Source organism: Plantibacter flavus (assembly GCF_900177615.1).
Lineage (GTDB): Bacteria > Actinomycetota > Actinomycetes > Actinomycetales > Microbacteriaceae > Plantibacter > Plantibacter flavus.
Genome location: NZ_FXAP01000004.1, coordinates 355,531 through 372,767, shown reverse-complemented (window position 1 = coordinate 372,767; position 17,237 = coordinate 355,531). Strand labels below are relative to the sequence as shown.

14 protein-coding genes are annotated in these 17,237 nt (G+C 69.0%); 12 read left to right on the top strand and 2 right to left on the bottom strand.

Going from position 1 to position 17,237, the window contains the following annotated elements; genetic code table 11:
* Positions 1–45 precede the first annotated feature (45 nt).
* From B9Y95_RS14170 to yicI, 7 genes are all read left to right on the top strand, one after another.
* Positions 46–657 (top strand): hypothetical protein, encoded by a 612-nt coding sequence (locus B9Y95_RS14170; RefSeq protein WP_064295001.1) that lies wholly within the window; start codon positions 46–48, stop codon positions 655–657.
* Between the two features lie 196 nt (positions 658–853).
* On the top strand, positions 854–1,870 hold the full coding sequence (locus B9Y95_RS14165; RefSeq protein WP_159453416.1) for a LacI family DNA-binding transcriptional regulator: 1,017 nt from the start codon (positions 854–856) through the stop codon (positions 1,868–1,870).
* 191 nt (positions 1,871–2,061) lie between these two features.
* Positions 2,062–3,342 carry an ABC transporter substrate-binding protein gene (locus B9Y95_RS14160; protein ID WP_085512657.1) on the top strand — a complete coding sequence of 427 codons (1,281 nt, stop codon included), beginning with the start codon at positions 2,062–2,064 and terminating at the stop codon, positions 3,340–3,342.
* Positions 3,343–3,429: 87 nt separating this feature from the next.
* The gene (locus tag B9Y95_RS14155) at positions 3,430–4,365 is read left to right on the top strand and encodes a carbohydrate ABC transporter permease (RefSeq protein ID WP_085512655.1); all 936 of its coding nucleotides are present in this window, start codon (positions 3,430–3,432) and stop codon (positions 4,363–4,365) included.
* Positions 4,366–4,373: 8 nt separating this feature from the next.
* Complete coding sequence (locus B9Y95_RS14150; RefSeq protein ID WP_085512653.1) at positions 4,374–5,270, top strand: carbohydrate ABC transporter permease; 897 nt, start codon at positions 4,374–4,376, stop codon at positions 5,268–5,270.
* Positions 5,267–7,306 (top strand): beta-galactosidase, encoded by a 2,040-nt coding sequence (locus tag B9Y95_RS14145; RefSeq protein ID WP_085512651.1) that lies wholly within the window; start codon positions 5,267–5,269, stop codon positions 7,304–7,306. The genes B9Y95_RS14150 and B9Y95_RS14145 overlap by 4 nt, the downstream gene beginning before the upstream one ends.
* Positions 7,303–9,651, top strand: a complete 2,349-nt coding sequence (gene yicI / locus B9Y95_RS14140) for an alpha-xylosidase (RefSeq protein WP_085512648.1) — start codon at positions 7,303–7,305, stop codon at positions 9,649–9,651. Before B9Y95_RS14145 ends, yicI begins: the two co-directional genes overlap by 4 nt.
* 105 nt (positions 9,652–9,756) lie before the next feature.
* Here the strand turns inward: yicI and B9Y95_RS14135 are convergent, their stop codons facing one another.
* Positions 9,757–10,194, bottom strand: a complete 438-nt coding sequence (locus tag B9Y95_RS14135; protein ID WP_085512646.1) for a GNAT family N-acetyltransferase — start codon at positions 10,192–10,194, stop codon at positions 9,757–9,759.
* Between the two features lie 158 nt (positions 10,195–10,352).
* On the opposite strand from B9Y95_RS14135, the gene B9Y95_RS14130 reads away from it, so the two are divergent.
* On the top strand, positions 10,353–11,549 hold the full coding sequence (locus B9Y95_RS14130; protein WP_234994113.1) for an ROK family protein: 1,197 nt from the start codon (positions 10,353–10,355) through the stop codon (positions 11,547–11,549).
* A gap of 224 nt (positions 11,550–11,773) precedes the next feature.
* Here the strand turns inward: B9Y95_RS14130 and B9Y95_RS14125 are convergent, their stop codons facing one another.
* On the bottom strand, positions 11,774–12,793 hold the full coding sequence (locus B9Y95_RS14125; protein WP_064294998.1) for a LacI family DNA-binding transcriptional regulator: 1,020 nt from the start codon (positions 12,791–12,793) through the stop codon (positions 11,774–11,776).
* A gap of 134 nt (positions 12,794–12,927) precedes the next feature.
* On the opposite strand from B9Y95_RS14125, the gene B9Y95_RS14120 reads away from it, so the two are divergent.
* From B9Y95_RS14120 to mmsA, 4 genes are all read left to right on the top strand, one after another.
* Positions 12,928–13,947 carry a serine hydrolase domain-containing protein gene (locus tag B9Y95_RS14120; protein ID WP_085512643.1) on the top strand — a complete coding sequence of 340 codons (1,020 nt, stop codon included), beginning with the start codon at positions 12,928–12,930 and terminating at the stop codon, positions 13,945–13,947.
* A gap of 265 nt (positions 13,948–14,212) precedes the next feature.
* On the top strand, positions 14,213–14,353 hold the full coding sequence (locus B9Y95_RS20705) for a hypothetical protein (RefSeq protein ID WP_159453415.1): 141 nt from the start codon (positions 14,213–14,215) through the stop codon (positions 14,351–14,353).
* Between the two features lie 107 nt (positions 14,354–14,460).
* Positions 14,461–15,573, top strand: coding sequence for a multiple monosaccharide ABC transporter substrate-binding protein (gene chvE / locus B9Y95_RS14115; RefSeq protein WP_079706775.1), 1,113 nt, complete (start codon positions 14,461–14,463; stop codon positions 15,571–15,573).
* Positions 15,574–15,710: 137 nt separating this feature from the next.
* Positions 15,711–17,219: a multiple monosaccharide ABC transporter ATP-binding protein gene (mmsA, locus tag B9Y95_RS14110; RefSeq protein ID WP_064295024.1), complete on the top strand. Its 1,509-nt coding sequence runs from the start codon at positions 15,711–15,713 to the stop codon at positions 17,217–17,219.
* The last annotated feature ends 18 nt before the right edge of the window (positions 17,220–17,237 follow it).

The following is a 17,237-nucleotide window of genomic DNA, read 5'->3' as shown; positions in this document are numbered from 1 at the left end:
CCCGTTCACGGATACTCCCGCAGCATGGGCGACTAGGGTGATCCCATGCCAGCAACCGACCTTCGTTTCTCCGGGAGGATCGCCGGCTACGGCACCACGGGCGGCGTCCGCATCGTCCTCGGACTCTGGTCCACCTCGCCGTTCGGCTCGTTCGCCGACGCGATGATCGAGGACTCCCGCGGCAAGCGCCTGCTGCTCGCGCCGACGCAGGAGATCGCCGACTTCATCTCCTCCACGTACACCTTCGACGACGTCGAGATCGGCACGGTCGGCTGGACACGCCTGCCGACGGGGCTCCGCTTCGTGGGCGGTCCGCTCGACACGACGCTCCGCATCGGTGGGAGCTCTCCGCTCGGTCGTGCGCTCCGGGTCGTCCCCAAGCCGGTGGCCGTCAACCCCGTCTGGCTGCAGACGATCGACCCCCTCGCCCGGGTGCTCCAGCCCGGCGCCCGCACGGCGGGCTCCGCCGGCAACGGTCGTCGCGAGTACTACGGCGTGACCGGCGCTCGCCGCATCACCGCCGCCACCGCGAGTTGGTCCGGCGCGGACCTCGGCACCCTCGCCCGTCTGGACCCACCCGTGCGCTTCGGCTTCGGTTCCGCGCCGGCCGACCCGCACCTCGTCGACATCGTCACCACGGTCCGCCAGCCGGCGTGAGCTCGGCCGACCTTCGGCAGGCGATCGGCGCGAGGGCAGGACACTCCCACCAGGATCGTCCTGTTGCGACGCGGATCTCCTGTCCTCGCGCCGGCGGCCATTTGTTGGCGCTCGCCACAAAAGACTTGCGTCCCGACGCGACCTCGCTTAGGCTCCCTCACGAAGCAATCGAAACGTATCGACGATGGAGTCCGAGATGGTGAGCATTCACGATGTGGCGCAGGCCGCAGGTGTCTCCATCAGCACGGTCTCCTACTCCCTCACGGGGAAGCGCTCGATCACCGAGAGCACGCGCCTCCGCGTCGAGGAGGCGGCCAACGCCCTCGGCTACCGGGCCAACGCCGGCGCCCGGATGCTCAAAGGTGCCCGCACCAACCTGCTCGCCCTGAGCGCTCCGCTGCACGCCGGCACCCATGCCCCGGCGCACATGACCTTCGTCCTCGCCGTCGTGAACGCGGCGCGCGAGTACGACTACGACGTCGTCCTCCTCACCCAGGACGACGCGACCGACGGGCTCCGTCGCGTCTCGCAGTCCTCCCTCGTCGACGGCATCGTCCTGCTCGACGTCTCGACCACCGACGAACGCGCGGACCTCGTTCGCGAACTGGGTGTTCCCGCGACCCTCGTCGGTGTCCCGGCCGACACCGACGGACTCGTCTGCGTCGACCTCGACTTCGAGCGTTCGGCCTGGCTCGCGGTCGAGCGTCTCCTCGCACTCGGCCATCGGCGGATCGCGTGCATCGGCCAGTCGCCCGCGATCTACGAGCGCGGGTCGAACTTCCCGCCGCGGTTCCGCGACGCGTTCATCGCCGCGTGCGAGGCGAACGGCGTCGAGCCGGTGTTCCGGGCGTGCGCCGAGGATGCGGGGAGCGTCGTCCGCGCCCTCGACGACATCGAGGCCCAGCTCGGAGCCGCGCCCACCGGGCTCGTCTTCCAGAGCAACGAACCCGTCCAGGCGATGGCGCTGGACGTGCTCGCCCGCCGTGGCGTCCGCATCCCCGAGGACCTCTCGGTCATCTCGGCGTGCTCCAGCTTCGACACCGCCCACCTCGAGCCGGCGATCGACGTGATCCCCCTGCCGGCCGAACAGTCCTGTGCGCGAGCCATCGCGCTCACCATGCGGCAACTCGAGACCCCGGTCGAGCCGCACGTCGAACTCATCGAACCCTGGTTCGTCGAGTACGGCTCCGTCGCGGCTCCGCCCGCCGACTGATCCTGCCCGCCCCGGTCGCCCATGGTGGCCGCACCTGCATCATCGAAACGTTTCGACAACCGACCCGACCCATCGACCCCGACCTCGGACCGTCCGGACCGCGCCCACCCGGGTCCTCCACGCACCACCTCCCGCACCACCCGACACCACCACCCCGCGGTCGACCGACCGCCCTACAAGGAAGTAGCGCCATGAAGATCATCAGCAGAGCAGCGTCCGTGGCAGTCGTCGCGGCCGTCGGCATCTCCCTCGCCGGCTGCAGCGCCGACAGCGGGTCCTCGGGCCCCGTCCAGCTCGAGTACTGGGGCTGGGCTCCGAACATCGCCGACGTCATCGACGTCTGGAACGAGGACAACCCCGACATCCAGGTCAAGCTCGTGCAGGCGGCTGGCGCGGACGACATCGTCGCGAAGACGCTCGCGGCCAAGCGCGCCGGCGAAGGTCCGGACCTCGTCCAGGCCGAGTACCAGAAGATCCCGAACCTCGTCACGAGCGACGTGGCACTCGACATCACCGAGGATGTCGCGTCGTTCAAGGACGAGTTCACCGACGCCACCTGGGCGCTCACCTCCCTCGGCGACGCCGTCTACGCCGTGCCCCAGGACACCGGCCCCATGGTGTTCATGTACCGCGCCGACCTGTTCGAGCAGTACGGCCTGCAGGTGCCGACGACCTGGGACGAGTACGCGGCGACGGCGGCGCAGGTCCGTCAGGTGGCCCCGGACGCCTACCTGGGCGGGTACCCCGACGACGCGTCCACCTTCGTCGCCTACGGTCAGCCGCTCGGCGTCGACTGGTGGTCGATCGACGGTGAGGCCTGGGGCGTCGACGTCGACTCACCCGAGTCCACGCGCGTCGCGGACTACTGGCAGGGACTCGTGAGCGGCGGACTCGCCGACACGACGCACTTCTTCACGCCGGAGTGGAACACGAAGATGAACGACGGCTCGCTCCTCAGCTTCACGGCGGGTGTCTGGGCGCCAGGGGCCGTCGCCTCCGTCGCACCCGACACGGCCGGGCTCTGGAAGATCGCGCCCATGCCGTCGTGGGACGGCGAGACCGCGGCCGGGCTCATGGGCGGCTCCTCCGTCATGGTCACCACGATGAGTGAGCACCCGAAGGAGGCCACGAAGTTCCTCGAGTGGCTGAACGGTTCGCAGGAGGGCTCCTCGGCCCTCGCGTCGATCGCCGGTCTGTTCCCGGCGTCCATCGCCGGGCAGGAGAGCCTGTCGTCGCTGCCACTTCCCGAGCTCGTCTCCGGGCAGTCCGACTTCTGGACGGTGGCCGCCGACATCGCCGCGGACACGGCACCCGTGACCTGGGGGCCGAACACGCAGGTGGCGTTCGACACCTACACGGACGGCATCAAGGCCGCGACCGCGAACGGCACCTCCTTCGCCGACGTCCTCACGAAGACCCAGCAGGCGGTCGTCGACGACCTGAAGAAGTCCGGGTACGACGTCGCCGAGTAGGTCACGGTGGGCGGGCGCCGCTCCGGCGTCCGCCCACGCCCACCCGCACCTGCAGCCCCACCCAGCTCGTCACCGAGAAGGAGCATCATGACCACCGCACCGACCACTCGGGTTGGCCGCACCCGTCGGCGGAGGACAGCCGGCGGGGCGCTCGCCCCGTGGGCGTTCCTCTCGCCCGCGGCCATCCTCTTCGTCCTCTTCCTCATCATCCCCATCGGCTACGCCCTCTACCTGTCCTTCACGCAGCTCAAGGTCGCCGGCGGAGCCTTCGGGAAGAAGCAGCAGGTGTTCGTCGGATTCGACAACTACGTCGCCTCGCTCACCGACCCGGAGTTCGTCGCCTCGCTCGGCCGACTCGGGATGTTCGCCGTCATCGCCGTGCCACTCACCCTCGGACTGGCGCTCGTCTTCGCCCTCCTGCTCGACATCCCCCGGGTTCGGGCGACGCGGTTCTCCCGGACCGCGATCTTCCTGCCGTACGCCGTCCCCGGCGTCATCGCGACGCTCATGTGGGGGTTCATGTACCTGCCCTCGACGAGCCCGTTCACCGCGGCGTTCACGAGCCTCGGTCTCCCCGCCCCGGACTTCCTCGCGGCCCCGGAGATCTTCGGCTCGCTCGCGAACATCGCGATCTGGTCGGGCATCGGCTTCAACATGGTGGTGATGTACACCGCGCTGCGGTCCATCCCCACGGAGCTCTACGAGGCGGCCCGGATCGACGGCGCGAACGAGTGGACCATCGCCTGGCGGATCAAGATCCCGCTGCTGTCGCCGGCGCTCATCCTGACGTTCCTGTTCTCGGTCATCGCGACCCTGCAGGCCTACGGCGAACCGCAGACCCTCCGCAGCCTGTCGAACTCCATCTCCTACTCCTTCTTCCCGCTGATGAAGGTGTACCGCGACGCGTTCGCGCTCGACAACATCCCCGGTGCCGCGGCGACCTCCGTCGTCCTCGCACTCGGGACGCTCCTCATCTCGGTCTTCCTGCTGCGCGGCCTGCAGCGCCGGACCTTCGACAGCTAGGACACTCCGTGAACACCACCTCCGCCACCGTCGCGCGACCTCGTCTCGGTCACGCGCTGCCCACCCGCCGCACCCGACCAGGTGTCCGGGTCATCCCGACGATCATCCTGCTCCTCGGCGCCGTCTACACGCTCCTCCCGATCATCTGGGTCATCACCGCCTCCACGAAGTCGTCGGGCGAGCTGTTCACGAGCGGCTCCTTCACCTTCGGCACCGGTTTCTGGGACAACCTCGCCCAGCTCTCCGCCTACTCGGGCGGCGCCTTCTGGAAGTGGGCGGGCAACAGTCTGCTCTACGCGGGCGGCGGTGCGATCCTGTCCACCTTCGTCAGCGCGACGGCCGGGTACGCCCTCGCCCGCTACAACTTCCGAGGGCGCAGCCTCGTCTTCACGGTGCTGCTCGCCGGGGTGCTCATCCCGCAGATCACGCTCGCGATCCCGCAGTACCTGCTCGTCTCGGAGATCGGCCTGTCGAACTCCTATTGGTCGGTCCTGCTCCCGTCGATCATCAACCCGTTCGGCATCTACCTGGCCTGCATCTACGCGCAGTCCTCGGTGCCGGGCGACACGATCGAGGCCGCGCGGATCGACGGCGGCAACGAGTTCCGCATCTTCCGATCGATCGCCCTGCCGATGATGGTGCCGGGGCTCGTGACGGTCTTCATGCTGCAGTTCATCGGCATCTGGAACAACTTCCTCCTGCCGTTCATCATGCTGAGCGACGAGTCCAAGTTCCCGCTCACGCAGGGCCTCTACCTCCTCCTCAACCGAGGCACCGGCACCCCGGTCCTCTACACCCTGGCCATCATGGGCGCCCTGCTCTCGATCATTCCGCTGGTCGCCCTGATGCTCTTCCTCCAGCGCTTCTGGCGCCTCGATCTCATCAGCGGGAGTCTCAAAGGATGAACACGTTCACATCGACGGCCGACGACCTCGGCGCACCCCGGGAGTTCCCCTGGATCGCCGACGGCCTGGCCTACGGCGGCGACTACAGCCCCGAACAATGGCCGGAGGAGGTGTGGCCGGAGGACGTCGCGCTCATGCGCGAGGCGGGGGTCAACACCGTCAACCTCGGCGTCTTCTCGTGGGGCCTCCTCGAGGTCGCCGACGGCGTCTTCGAGTGGGGCTGGCTCGACCGCATCATGGATCTCCTTCACGAGGGTGGTGTCGGCGTGAACCTGGCGACACCGACCGCGGCCCCGCCGATCTGGCTGCTGCAGGCGCACCCCGAGATCACGACCGTCGACGCGATGGGCGTCCGGGTGTCGCAGGGCGGTCGACTCGCGTGGTCGCCGAGTTCCGCGACGTTCCGCCGCTATGCGCTGCGCGTCGTCCGGGCGATGGCCGAACGCTACGGCTCTCATCCGGCGCTGCGCCTGTGGCACGTGAGCAACGAGCTCGGTAACGAGAACGCCCGCAGCTACGACGACGAGACCGGCGCCGCGTTCCAGCGCTGGCTCGCCGAACGCCACGGCTCCGTGGAGGCGCTGAACCAGGCCTGGGGATCCGCGTTCTGGGGGCACCACTACACCGCGTTCGAGCAGGTGCAGCCGCCGCGGTTCGCCTCGACCGGACACAATCCCGGACTGCTCCTCGACTTCGAGCGCTTCACGAGCGACGCGCTACTCGGGTACTACGAGGCCGAGCGCGCCGTGCTCCGAGACGTCACCCCGGACATCCCGATCACGACCAACTTCATGGTCATGAACGAGCCGGGTGTGCATGATTACGCGCGCTGGGCGAAGGCTGTCGACGTCGTCGCGAACGACCATTACACGATCGGTGCCGACCCGCACCGCGCGGGCGAGCTCGCCTTCAGCGCGGACCGCACCCGCGGGATCGCGGCGGGCGAATCGTGGCTGCTCATCGAGCACTCGACCGCCGCCGTCAACTGGCAGGGCGTCAACCGCGCGAAGGGTCCCGGGGAGATGCGTCGCGACACGCTCGCGCACGTCGCGCGAGGAGCCGACGGCGCGATGTTCTTCCAGTGGCGCGCCTCGACCGCCGGCTCGGAGCAGTTCCACTCGTCGATCGTCCCCCACGCCGGAGCCGACTCCACGATCTTCCGAGATGCCGCCGCTCTCGGCTCGGACCTCGTGTCCCTCGCGCGGGTCCGGGGCAGCCGGGTCGAACGGGCGAAGGTCGCGATCCTGTACGACCAGTTGAGTGCCGCAGCGCTCCGGAGCGGACGGAACCCGAGCAACGACGTCACCTCGACGCGCGAGCCCATCGCGATGCACCGGGCCCTCACCGACGCCGGTGTCGCGGTGGACGTCCTGCCGTCCGACGCCGCACTCGACGCCTACGCCGTCGTCCTCGTGCCGACGCTCTTCCTGGCACCGGACGGCCTCGCCGAGCGACTGGACGCGTTCGTCGCCGGAGGCGGGCACCTGCTCGTCGGCTACAGCTCCGGCATCGTCGACGAGACCAACCGGGTGATCCCGGGCGGCTACCCCGGCGCGTTCCGGGAGACGCTCGGGATCCGTTCCGACGAGCACTTCCCGCAGTTCGCGGAGACCGTGCTGCGCCTCGACTCCGGGGCGACCGCCGGCCGATGGGTCGAGCGCGTGGAGGCACGCGACGCGGAGGTGCTCGTGCGCTTCGACGGCGGCGACTTCCACGGCTGGCCTGCCGTGACGGTCCGTCGCGTCGGTTCCGGGTCCGCCCGCTACCTCGCGACGAGCCTCGACGACGCCGGGTTGGCGCAGCTGCTCGCCGAGGTCGTCGCGGATGCCGGGGTCGCCCCCGTGGTCGTGCGCGACCGCGGACTCGACGCGGTCCGACGTGTCGGTGACGGTGCCTCGTACCTCTTCCTGATCAACCAGAGCGACCGGCCGTGCACCGCGGAGGCCGGCGGGGTCGACCTGCTCACCGGAGTCACACACACCGGCCGGGTGACCGTCGAGCCCGGCGCGGTCGTCGTCCTGGAGGAGGCCCGATGAAGTTCACCGACGGGTTCTGGCACACGAGACCACGCGTCGACGCCCGCTACGCGCAGGAGGCCTACGACCTCGACGCCGCGCCGGACGGCCGCTCGCTCGTCGTGACCGCGCCGACGAAGGTCCTCGCAACCCGCGGCGACACACTCAACCGCACGGTGCTGACGGTCACGCTGTCGTCGCCGCTCGAGGGGGTCATCAGTGTCCGCGTCGTCCACCACAGCGGGGCTCGGCGCAGTCCGGGCTTCGAGCTCGTCGGTGCGACACCCGGCGGGGTCGGCGAGGTCACGATCGACGCGGAGGGCGGCTCGCTCACCAGTGGTCGGCTGACGGCACGGGTGAGCGCCGGCGCACCGTGGTCGCTCGAATTCCTCGACGACGGTGAGCGGATCACGGTGAGCGGAGCGAAGTCCATCGCGCTCGTGCACCTCGACGACGGCGCGCCGGTCACGACCGAACCGGCCGGGGTCGCCGGCGTCACGACCACCGGGCTCGCCGCACCCGGCGCCTACGTGCACGCACAGCTCGCCCTCGGCGTGGGCGAGCTCGTCTACGGACTCGGCGAGCGGTTCGGGCCGTTCGTCAAAAACGGTCAGACGATCGACGTCTGGAACGCGGACGGCGGCACCTCGAGCGAGCAGTCCTACAAGAACGTGCCGTTCTACCTCACGAACCGCGGGTACGGCGTGCTCGTGAACCACCCCGAGCACGTCTCCTTCGAGGTCGGGACCGAGGCCGTCGAGCGCGTGCAGTTCTCCGTCGCAGGGGAGTCCCTCGAATACCTGGTGTTCGCGGGCCCCACGCCCAAGGAGGTGCTCGAACGGTACACGGAGCTCACCGGGCGGCCCGCCCGGGTACCCGCGTGGTCGTACGGACTGTGGTTGTCGACGTCGTTCACCACCCAGTACGACGAGGGCACCATCAACAGCTTCATCGACGGCATGGCCGAGCGGAGCCTGCCGCTCAGCGTCTTCCACTTCGACTGCTTCTGGATGCGCGAGTTCAACTGGACGGACTTCGAGTGGGACGCCCGGGTCTTCCCCGACCCGGAGGGCATGCTCGCGCGGCTCCATGACCGCGACCTCAAGGTGAGTGCGTGGATCAACCCGTACATCGGGCAGCGGTCGAAGCTGTTCGCCGAGGCGGCGGACGCAGGCTACCTCGTGCGCCGCGCCGACGGATCGGTGTGGCAATGGGACATGTGGCAGGCGGGCATGGGCCTCGTCGACTTCACGAACCCCGCGGCGACCGCCTGGTTCCAGGACAAGATCCGCACGCTCGTCGGCCAGGGCGTCGATGCCATCAAGACGGACTTCGGCGAGCGGATCCCGACCGACGTCGTCTGGCATGACGGCAGCGACCCGCAGATCATGCACAACTGGTACGCCCAGTTGTACAACGCCGCGGTGTTCACGGCGCTCGAGGAGGCGAGCGGCGTCGGCGAGGCCGTCCTCTTCGCGCGGTCCGCGACCGTGGGCGGTCAGCAGCAGCCGGTGCACTGGGGTGGCGACAACTCCTCGAGCTACGAGTCGATGGCGGAGACGCTGCGCGGCGGGCTCTCACTCGCGGCGAGCGGGTTCGGGTACTGGAGTCACGACATCGGCGGGTTCGAGGGTTTCCCCGACCCGGCCGTGTTCAAACGGTGGCTGGCGTTCGGGCTCATGTCGAGCCACTCGCGCCTGCACGGCTCCTCGAGCTACCGCGTGCCGTGGGCCTTCGACGACGGCACCGAGGCGCCCGGCCAGAGCGCCGTCGACGTCGCCCGTCGCTTCACGAACCTCAAGCTGCGACTCATGCCGTACCTGTACGAGGTCGGGCTCGAGGCGGCGTCGCGGGGCATTCCGTTCATGCGTCCCATGCAGCTCGAGTTCCCCGGCGACCCCGCCGTCGACCACCTCGACCGTCAGTACCTGCTCGGCGAGCACCTGCTCGTCGCGCCGGTGTTCAGTGAGGTCGGCGACGTGCAGTACTACCTGCCGACGGGGACCTGGACCAACCTGCTGACCGACGAGGTCGTCCAAGGTGGGACGTGGCGGAGCGAACGGCACGACTTCTCGTCGCTGCCGCTGTGGGTCCGCGAGGGCGCCGCGCTCGTGACCGGGGTACGCGACGACCGCCCCGACTACGACTACACCGACGCGCCGCTCATCACGGTGTACCCGGGGGCTCCCGGGGTCTCATCGGTGCGTGTGTCCGATCCGACCGGCGGGGAGGCGGTCTCGTTCGCGGTCTCACGCACGGACGAGGGTGCGACCGTCAGCGGTCCGACGGGTGCTTCGTTCAGCGCTCGGCTGGCTGGCGGACGGGTCGTCGAGGCGGTCGAGGGCCTCGCGCGGCTCACCCGGTAGCCGGAACCGGCGTCGTGGCAGGAGGAGATCCGCTCGGTGACAGGACGTTCCCTAGCCGGACGTCCTGCTGCGGTGCCGATCTCCTGCTGCCGTGCCGCTGGGTGTTCAGCCCCGGCGGACCATCCAGACGTCGACCTCGTCCTCGCGTTCGAGCGTGAAGCCGTGGCGCTCGTAGAGGCGGCGGGCCGGGCTGCCCTGGAGGACGTTGAGACGGAACGGGCGCGGGTCACCGTCGTCGGACAGGAGCTGCGCGAGCACCGCGGTGCCGAGGCCCGCGCCCTGGTGCTCGGGCGCGAGGTAGAAGTGCTCGAGCCATCGCTCGTCGGGTTCCGGACGAAGGGCGACCAGCCCGGCTGTGACCCCGTCGACCTCGATCACCGAGGTGTGTTCCGGTCGATATCCGTCGAGGAAGCGCTGGCGCACGCGGGTCTCGTCGTAGCGACCGAGGCGCTCGAGGTCGGGCCGCATGACGACGGCGCGCAGCTCGGCCATCCAGGTCGAGTCGTCGATGGTTGCAGGGCGGAGTGTCCAGGCGGCGGGCATCCGACCAGTCAACCATCCGCGGCGGACGTGGATGAACGGGCACGTGCCCGGACTCGGGGCACTCCGTGGAACACGTGCCCCGAGCGGGTGCGAGTGCCGGGTGAACCGGCGCGTGCCCGGATAGGGAACACTGGAGGGATCGAGCAGAGGGTGTGCGTGTGAGCGAGTCGACAGCGGTCGGGGCGGGTCCGGCGGGCGGATCCGGCATGGGGAGCGGACTCGACTCGGTGCGCCGTCGCAACCTCGGGCGGATCGTCGAGCTCGTGCACCAGGGCGGGGTGCAGTCGCGGTCGGCGCTCACGAGGGCGACCGGGCTCAACCGGTCCACGGTCGCCGCGCTCGTCACGGAACTCGCCTCGACCGGCATCGTCACGGAGTCGGTCCCGGTCGGCGGGCAGGGAGTCGGCCGGCCGTCGCCGCTCGTCTCGGCCGGCCAGCGAGCCGTCGCCTTCGCGGCGAACCCGGAACTCGACGCGATCACGGTGGCGGCCGTGCGACTCGGCGGCGAGGTCCTCGAGCGCGTGCGTCGCGAGGTCGACACGACACCGACGGCGGCCCAGGCGACGGCGATCATCGCGGAGCTGGTCGCGGAACTCGCCGACCGCCTGCCCGACGAGGCGCGCGGCGGCGGTGGGATCGGGCTGGCGATCCCCGGTCTCGTCCGGGACGCCGACGGGGTCGTCCGGCTCGCGCCGCACTTGGGGTGGGTCGACGAACCCCTGGTCGAACGGCTGCGTGCCGCGACCGATCGTGCGGTGTTCGCGGCCAACGATGCGAGCCTCGGCGCACGGGCCGAGCGGACCTTCGGCGCGGGCCGCGGTATCGACGACCTCGTCTACCTGAACGGCGGCGCGAGCGGTATCGGTGGTGGCATCATCGCCGGTGGCCGACCCGTCGGTGGTGCGCGCGGATACGCGGGGGAGTTCGGTCACACCTCGGCGACGGCCGCCGGCAACGCGCTCGAAGACGCCGTCCGACGCAGTGAGCTCCTCCGTGTCGCCGGCCTCACCGCAGGGGACGACGCGGTCCTCGAAGCGGCGCTCGCCGAGGGCATCGCTGCCGATCCGGCGGGGGCGATGCGGGAGGAGGTCGCCCGGCAGGCCCGGACGCTCGGACGGGCGCTCGCCGGGACGGTGAACATCCTCGACCCCGAACTCGTCGTCCTCGGTGGGCATCTCGGGATCGTGCTCGAACTGGCGTCGGAGGAGTTGCACGACGCGGTCCGTGAGCGGGCGCTCGTCCCGCCGTTCGAGGACGTCACGATCGTGCGTGCCGAACTCGGTCAGGACCTCCTGCTCATCGGTGCCGCGGAACTCGCCTTCGACCGCCTCATCGCGGACCCCGCCGCCTGGTGACCGTCGCCTCGGTTACTGTCGGCCTGGTGGTCAGCGCGGTGCGCTGGCGCGAGACGTGCCCACCCGGTGTCAGCGCGGTGCGCTGACGTGAGCTCGCCCGAATCGGCGTGGGCGCGGGGCGTGGACTCGAGCGCGGGCCTCCGGAGGGTAGCGCTCACGCGTGTGACCCGCGCTCACGTCAGCGCACCGCGCTGGCGCCACCACACCACACACGACCACCAGGGTCAGAAGGCCGGACGACCCGTCGACTTCCGCACGATGAGCTCCGGCTCGATCGTTCCGCGGTACCCGACGGCGTCGACCTCGAGGTTGCCGAGCAGCCGCGCGACACAGCGACGCCCCAGCTCGTCGAAGTCCTGCCGCACCGTCGTGAGCGGCGGCCAGAAATGGGGCGCCTCCGGGATGTCGTCGAACCCCACGATCGACACGTCGCGCGGCACGTCGTACCCCTCGTCGCGGATCGCGTGGATGAGGCCGAGCGCCATCTGGTCGTTCGACGAGAAGATCGCCGTGAAGTCGCGCACCCGCATGAGTTCGATCCCGGCGCGATAGCCGAAGTCGGCCGTCCAGTCACCGAGGATCGGCGCGGTCGTCGGCACGTCCTGCGCACTCATCTCGGCGAGGAACCCGTGCATGCGCGCCTCGGCCTCGATCCAGTCCTGCGGGCCGGCGAGGTGGTAGATGTTCCGATGCCCGAGCTCGATGAGGTGCCGCGTCGCCAAACGTCCACCGGCGACCTGGTCGACGCCGATCGAGTGGTCGTCGAGGTCGCCGCCGGACTGCACCGCGATGAACGGCACCCGCACCTGCAACTCCTCGATCGCCCGGAACACCCGGACCTGCGGCGCGATGACCACGATGCCGTCGACCGACTGCGCGAGCAGATGCTCGACGGCGGCGACGATCGACGCGTCGGAGACGTCGGGCAGGTTCGCCGTGCTGACGAGGTACCCGGCGTCCTTGCTCGCGTTCTCGATCGCCTGGATCATGCTCGCCGGACCGTACTGCGACCGCTGGCTCGCGAGCACGCCGATGGTGCGCGACCGACTCGTCACGAGCGCCCTGGCCGCCCGGTTCGGACGGTAGTTGACCTCGTCCATGACGGCGAGGACCCGGTCGCGGGTCGAGTCGCGGATGCTCGGATGGTTGTTGAGCACTCGCGAGACCGTCTGGTGGGAGACCCCGGCCAGGCGCGCGACATCACGGATATTGGGGGCTCGCCCCCGTTCGGCGTCGTCGCTCACGGATTCCTCGGACCTCGATGTGCACGGTCACATTTCGTGCTGCACCCATTATGCACGCGCGTCCGGCACCTGACGGATCGGGTCCCCCAGGGTGCGTGGAGCCATGGAGGGGTCCGCGACGGTACCGTTGGGGGATGGATACCGAAAGCGTCGCCCGCGTCATCGAAGCCACCGACTTCTCGGGCGTCGTGCTCGTCAAGCGCGGTGACGAGACGCTCTTCGAGGCCGCCCGCGGCCTCGCCTCCCGGGAGCGAGACGAGCCCATCACCCTCGACACCCGCTTCGACACGGCGTCCATCACGAAGCTCTTCACCGCCGCCGCCGTGCTCCAGCAGGTCGACGCCGGACACATCGACCTCGACGAGTCGATCCACGAGTACGTCGACCTCGACGGCACCACCATCCGCCGCGACGTCCAGCTGCTCCACCTGCTCACCCACACCTCCGGCATCGCCGACGACGCCGACGAGACCGCCGGCGAGAGCTACGACGACCTCTGGGCGGAGCGCCCGGCCTCGTCGATCCGCGAGACCGCCGACCTCCTGCCGCTCTTCGCCGACAAGGAGCCGCTCGCGGCCCCTGGCGAGGAGGCGAACTACGTCAACGCGGGCTACGTGCTGCTCGGGCTCGCGCTCGAGGGCGTGACGGGACTGCCCTACCGCCAGCTCATCGAGCAGCAGGTGTTCGCGCTGCTCGGCATGGACCACTCGGGCTTCGTCGACCGCCGGACGGGCGAGCCCGGCCTAGCCGAGGGCGGCGACGTCGACGACGACGGCGTCTGGCACTCGAACGCCGACGCCTTCCCGCCGCTCGGCGGCCCCGACGCCGGTGCACAGTCCACCGCGGCCGACCTCATCACCTTCCTGCGCGCCGCCCGCGACGCGAAGATCCTCACCGCCGAGCTGACGGAGGAGTTCACCTCCCCGCAGATCGAGGTCGACGAGGAGATCTCCTACGGCTTCGGCTTCGAGTTCGACGTCGACGAGGACGGTCAGGTGCGATCGATGTACCTCGACGGTGTCAACCCCGGCGCGAGCGGCATCGTCCGCACCTACTTCGGCCCGACCGCCGCGGACGCCATCGACGTCGTCGTGCTGTCGAACTCCGAGGACGGCGCCTGGGACGTCATCCGCGCCATCGACGCCGAACTCTAGGCGACCACTGGGATCGCCCGGGCACGTCCCCGGGTTACAGGTACGCCGTGCAAGGCGTGCCCGTGGCCGGGGTACGTGTCCGCACGGGCCCACTGAGAGCGCGACCATGCCCCGACCGTCGCCGGTTATGAAAATGAGACCCATCCCGACTTGACATCAGGTGGAGGTCTGGGGCTATCGTGTGACACACAATGTGAACGGTCACATTCGGAGTGACGAGGAAGTCGACGTGGGAACGAAGCGCAATGGAGCGAGCAGGTCGGCGATGAGCCGCCTCCCGATCCACGGCACCGATCGATCCGACCACGACTCCCTCTCGGCCCGGCTCTCCGCCGGCCACCTCTCCCTGCACCCTCGCCGGCACCACGACGAGGCGTCCGCACCCGCACCCGCGAACGCCACGTAGCCGACGAGCGGCCTCGATGAGCTGGACACATCGATGCCGACAGACCTGCGCATGACAATGACGTCCAAGCAACTCCCTAGGGAAGGAACCACACAGTGAAGAAGAGAATGCTCCTCGCCACGCTGGCCGCAGGCACGATGGTCGTGTCGCTCGCCGGTTGCTCCGGCGGCGCAAGCGGCGGATCGGGCGGCGGCGAAGGCGACGGCAAGCTCGTCGGCGTCGCGATGCCCACCAAGAGCTCCGAGCGCTGGATCCAGGACGGCAACGCCGTCAAGGAGCAGCTGGAGAAGGAGGGCTTCAAGGTCGACCTGCAGTACGCCGAGGACGACATCCCGACCCAGGTCTCGCAGATCGAGAACATGATCACCAAGGGCGCCTCCGTCCTGATCATCGCCTCGATCGACGGCACCACGCTCACGAGCGTGCTGCAGGAGGCCAAGGACGGCGACATCCCCGTCATCGCCTACGACCGCCTGATCCGCGACAGCGAGAACGTCGACTACTACGCGTCGTTCGACAACTACAAGGTCGGCGTGCAGCAGGCCAACTCGGTCCTCAACGGCCTCGGCCTCGTCGACCTCGAGGGCAAGCCCACCGAGGGCGCACCCGCCGGTCCGTTCAACATCGAGATGTTCGCCGGCTCGCCCGACGACAACAACGCCACGTTCTTCTGGGACGGCGCTCAGGACACCCTGAAGCCGTTCATCGACGCGGGCACCCTCAAGGTCGCCAGCGGCCAGACGTCCTTCGAGCAGGCTGCAACGCTCCGTTGGGACGGTGAGACCGCGCAGAAGCGTATGGAGAACATCCTCACGTCGACCTACTCCGACGGCAGCAAGGTCAACGCGGTCCTGTCGCCCTACGACGGCATCTCGCGAGGCATCATCTCGGCGCTGACCGACGCCGGCTACTCGGTGGGCGACGGCTGGCCCGTCATCTCCGGCCAGGACGCCGAGCTCGACTCGGTCAAGGCCATCGAGTCCGGCGAGCAGTACGCGACCATCTTCAAGGACACCCGCCAGCTGGCGAGCGAAGCCGTCAAGATGGCCGTCGCCGTGCTGAACGGTGAGAAGCCCGAGGTCAACAACACCGAGGACTACGACAACGGCAAGAAGGTCGTCCCGTCCTTCCTCCTCGAGTCGCAGATCGTCGTCAAGGACAACATCCAGGAGGTCCTCGTGGACTCCGGTTACTGGACCGAAGACGAGATCAAGGGCTAGTCAGTCCTGCAACACCCTTTTCGACAGGCTCAGGGAACGGAATCACTTCCGATCCCTGAGCCTGTCGGAGGGCCCGGTTCAACGACGATCACCTGTAAGGAGACACGGTGTCAGGCGAGACCACGAGCATCCTCGAGATGCGCAACATCATCAAGACCTTCCCCGGCGTCAAGGCCCTCTCGAACGTCACGCTCGATGTGCAGCGCGGTACCGTGCACGCCATCTGCGGTGAGAACGGCGCCGGCAAGTCGACGCTCATGAAGGTGTTGTCCGGCGTCTACCCGTTCGGCACCTACGAGGGCGACATCGTCTTCGAGGGCGAGACGATGGAGTTCAAGGACATCCGCGACTCGGAGTCCAAGGGCATCGTCATCATCCACCAGGAGCTGGCCCTCAGCCCCTACCTCTCCATCGCGGAGAACATCTTCCTCAACAACGAGCTGAAGGGGCCGCTCGGCCTCATCGACTGGAACCGCACCAACCAGGAGGCGGCAGCACTGCTCGCCCGGGTCGGCCTGCGGGAGAACCCGACGACCAAGATCCTCGAGATCGGCGTCGGCAAGCAGCAGCTCGTCGAGATCGCGAAGGCCCTCTCGAAGCGCGTGAAGCTCCTCATCCTCGACGAGCCGACCGCCGCACTGAACGACGAGGACTCCGACCACCTGCTCGACCTGATCCTGCACCTCAAGGAGCAGGGGATCACGTCGATCATCATCAGTCACAAGCTCAACGAGATCAAGAAGGTCGCCGACACCGTCACCGTCATCCGCGACGGCAAGACCATCGAGACGATCGTGAAGAACGACGTCACCGAAGAGCGCATCATCAAGGACATGGTCGGCCGCGACCTCGAGCACCGCTACCCGGACCACACGCCGAACATCGGCGAGGAGATCCTGCGTGTCGAGGACTGGACCGCCCACCACCCGCAGGACCCGACCCGCGTGATGGTGGACGCCGTCAACCTCAACGTCCGCGCCGGTGAGATCGTCGGCATCGCCGGCCTCATGGGTGCCGGCCGCACCGAGTTCGCGATGAGCCTGTTCGGCCAGTCGTACGGCAGCCGCATCAGCGGCAAGGTCTTCAAGAACGGCACCGAGATCCGCACCCGCACGGTGTCGGAGGCGATCGACAACGGACTCGCGTACGCCACCGAGGACCGCAAGTACTACGGCCTCAACCTCATCGAGGACATCAAGCGGAACATCTCGATGGCCTCGCTGAAGAAGCTCGAACGCGGCGGACTCGTCAACGACAACGAGGAGTACAAGGTCGCCGAGGAGTACCGGAAGAGCATGAACATCAAGGCTCCGAACGTGCTCGCGAAGACCGGGAAGCTCTCGGGCGGAAACCAGCAGAAGGTCGTCCTCTCGAAGTGGATCTACTCCGACCCCGACGTCCTCATCCTCGATGAGCCCACCCGTGGCATCGACGTCGGTGCGAAGTACGAGATCTACACGATCATCAACCGCCTCGCCGCCGAGGGGAAGGGCGTCATCGTCATCTCCTCCGAGCTCCCCGAGCTCATCGGCATCTGCGACCGCATCTACGCCCTCAGCGAGGGCCGCATCACCGGCGAACTGCCGATCGAGGAAGCGAACCCCGAAGCGCTCCTCAAACTCATGACCATGGAGAAGCCCCGCTAGGCGGGCGCGGACGGATCG

Excerpts from the sequence above, each read along its gene's own strand:
- B9Y95_RS14170 (WP_064295001.1), top strand. The coding sequence starts at position 46 with ATGCCAGCAACCGACCTTCGTTTCTCCGGGAGGATCGCCGGCTACGGC.
- B9Y95_RS14165 (WP_159453416.1), top strand. The coding sequence starts at position 854 with ATGGTGAGCATTCACGATGTGGCGCAGGCCGCAGGTGTCTCCATCAGC.
- B9Y95_RS14160 (WP_085512657.1), top strand. The coding sequence starts at position 2,062 with ATGAAGATCATCAGCAGAGCAGCGTCCGTGGCAGTCGTCGCGGCCGTC.
- B9Y95_RS14155 (WP_085512655.1), top strand. The coding sequence starts at position 3,430 with ATGACCACCGCACCGACCACTCGGGTTGGCCGCACCCGTCGGCGGAGG.
- B9Y95_RS14145 (WP_085512651.1), top strand. The coding sequence starts at position 5,267 with ATGAACACGTTCACATCGACGGCCGACGACCTCGGCGCACCCCGGGAG.
- yicI (WP_085512648.1), top strand. The coding sequence starts at position 7,303 with ATGAAGTTCACCGACGGGTTCTGGCACACGAGACCACGCGTCGACGCC.
- B9Y95_RS14135 (WP_085512646.1), bottom strand. The coding sequence starts at position 10,194 with ATGCCCGCCGCCTGGACACTCCGCCCTGCAACCATCGACGACTCGACC.
- B9Y95_RS14120 (WP_085512643.1), top strand. The coding sequence starts at position 12,928 with ATGGATACCGAAAGCGTCGCCCGCGTCATCGAAGCCACCGACTTCTCG.
- B9Y95_RS20705 (WP_159453415.1), top strand. The coding sequence starts at position 14,213 with ATGAGCCGCCTCCCGATCCACGGCACCGATCGATCCGACCACGACTCC.
- chvE (WP_079706775.1), top strand. The coding sequence starts at position 14,461 with ATGCTCCTCGCCACGCTGGCCGCAGGCACGATGGTCGTGTCGCTCGCC.
- mmsA (WP_064295024.1), top strand. The coding sequence starts at position 15,711 with ATGCGCAACATCATCAAGACCTTCCCCGGCGTCAAGGCCCTCTCGAAC.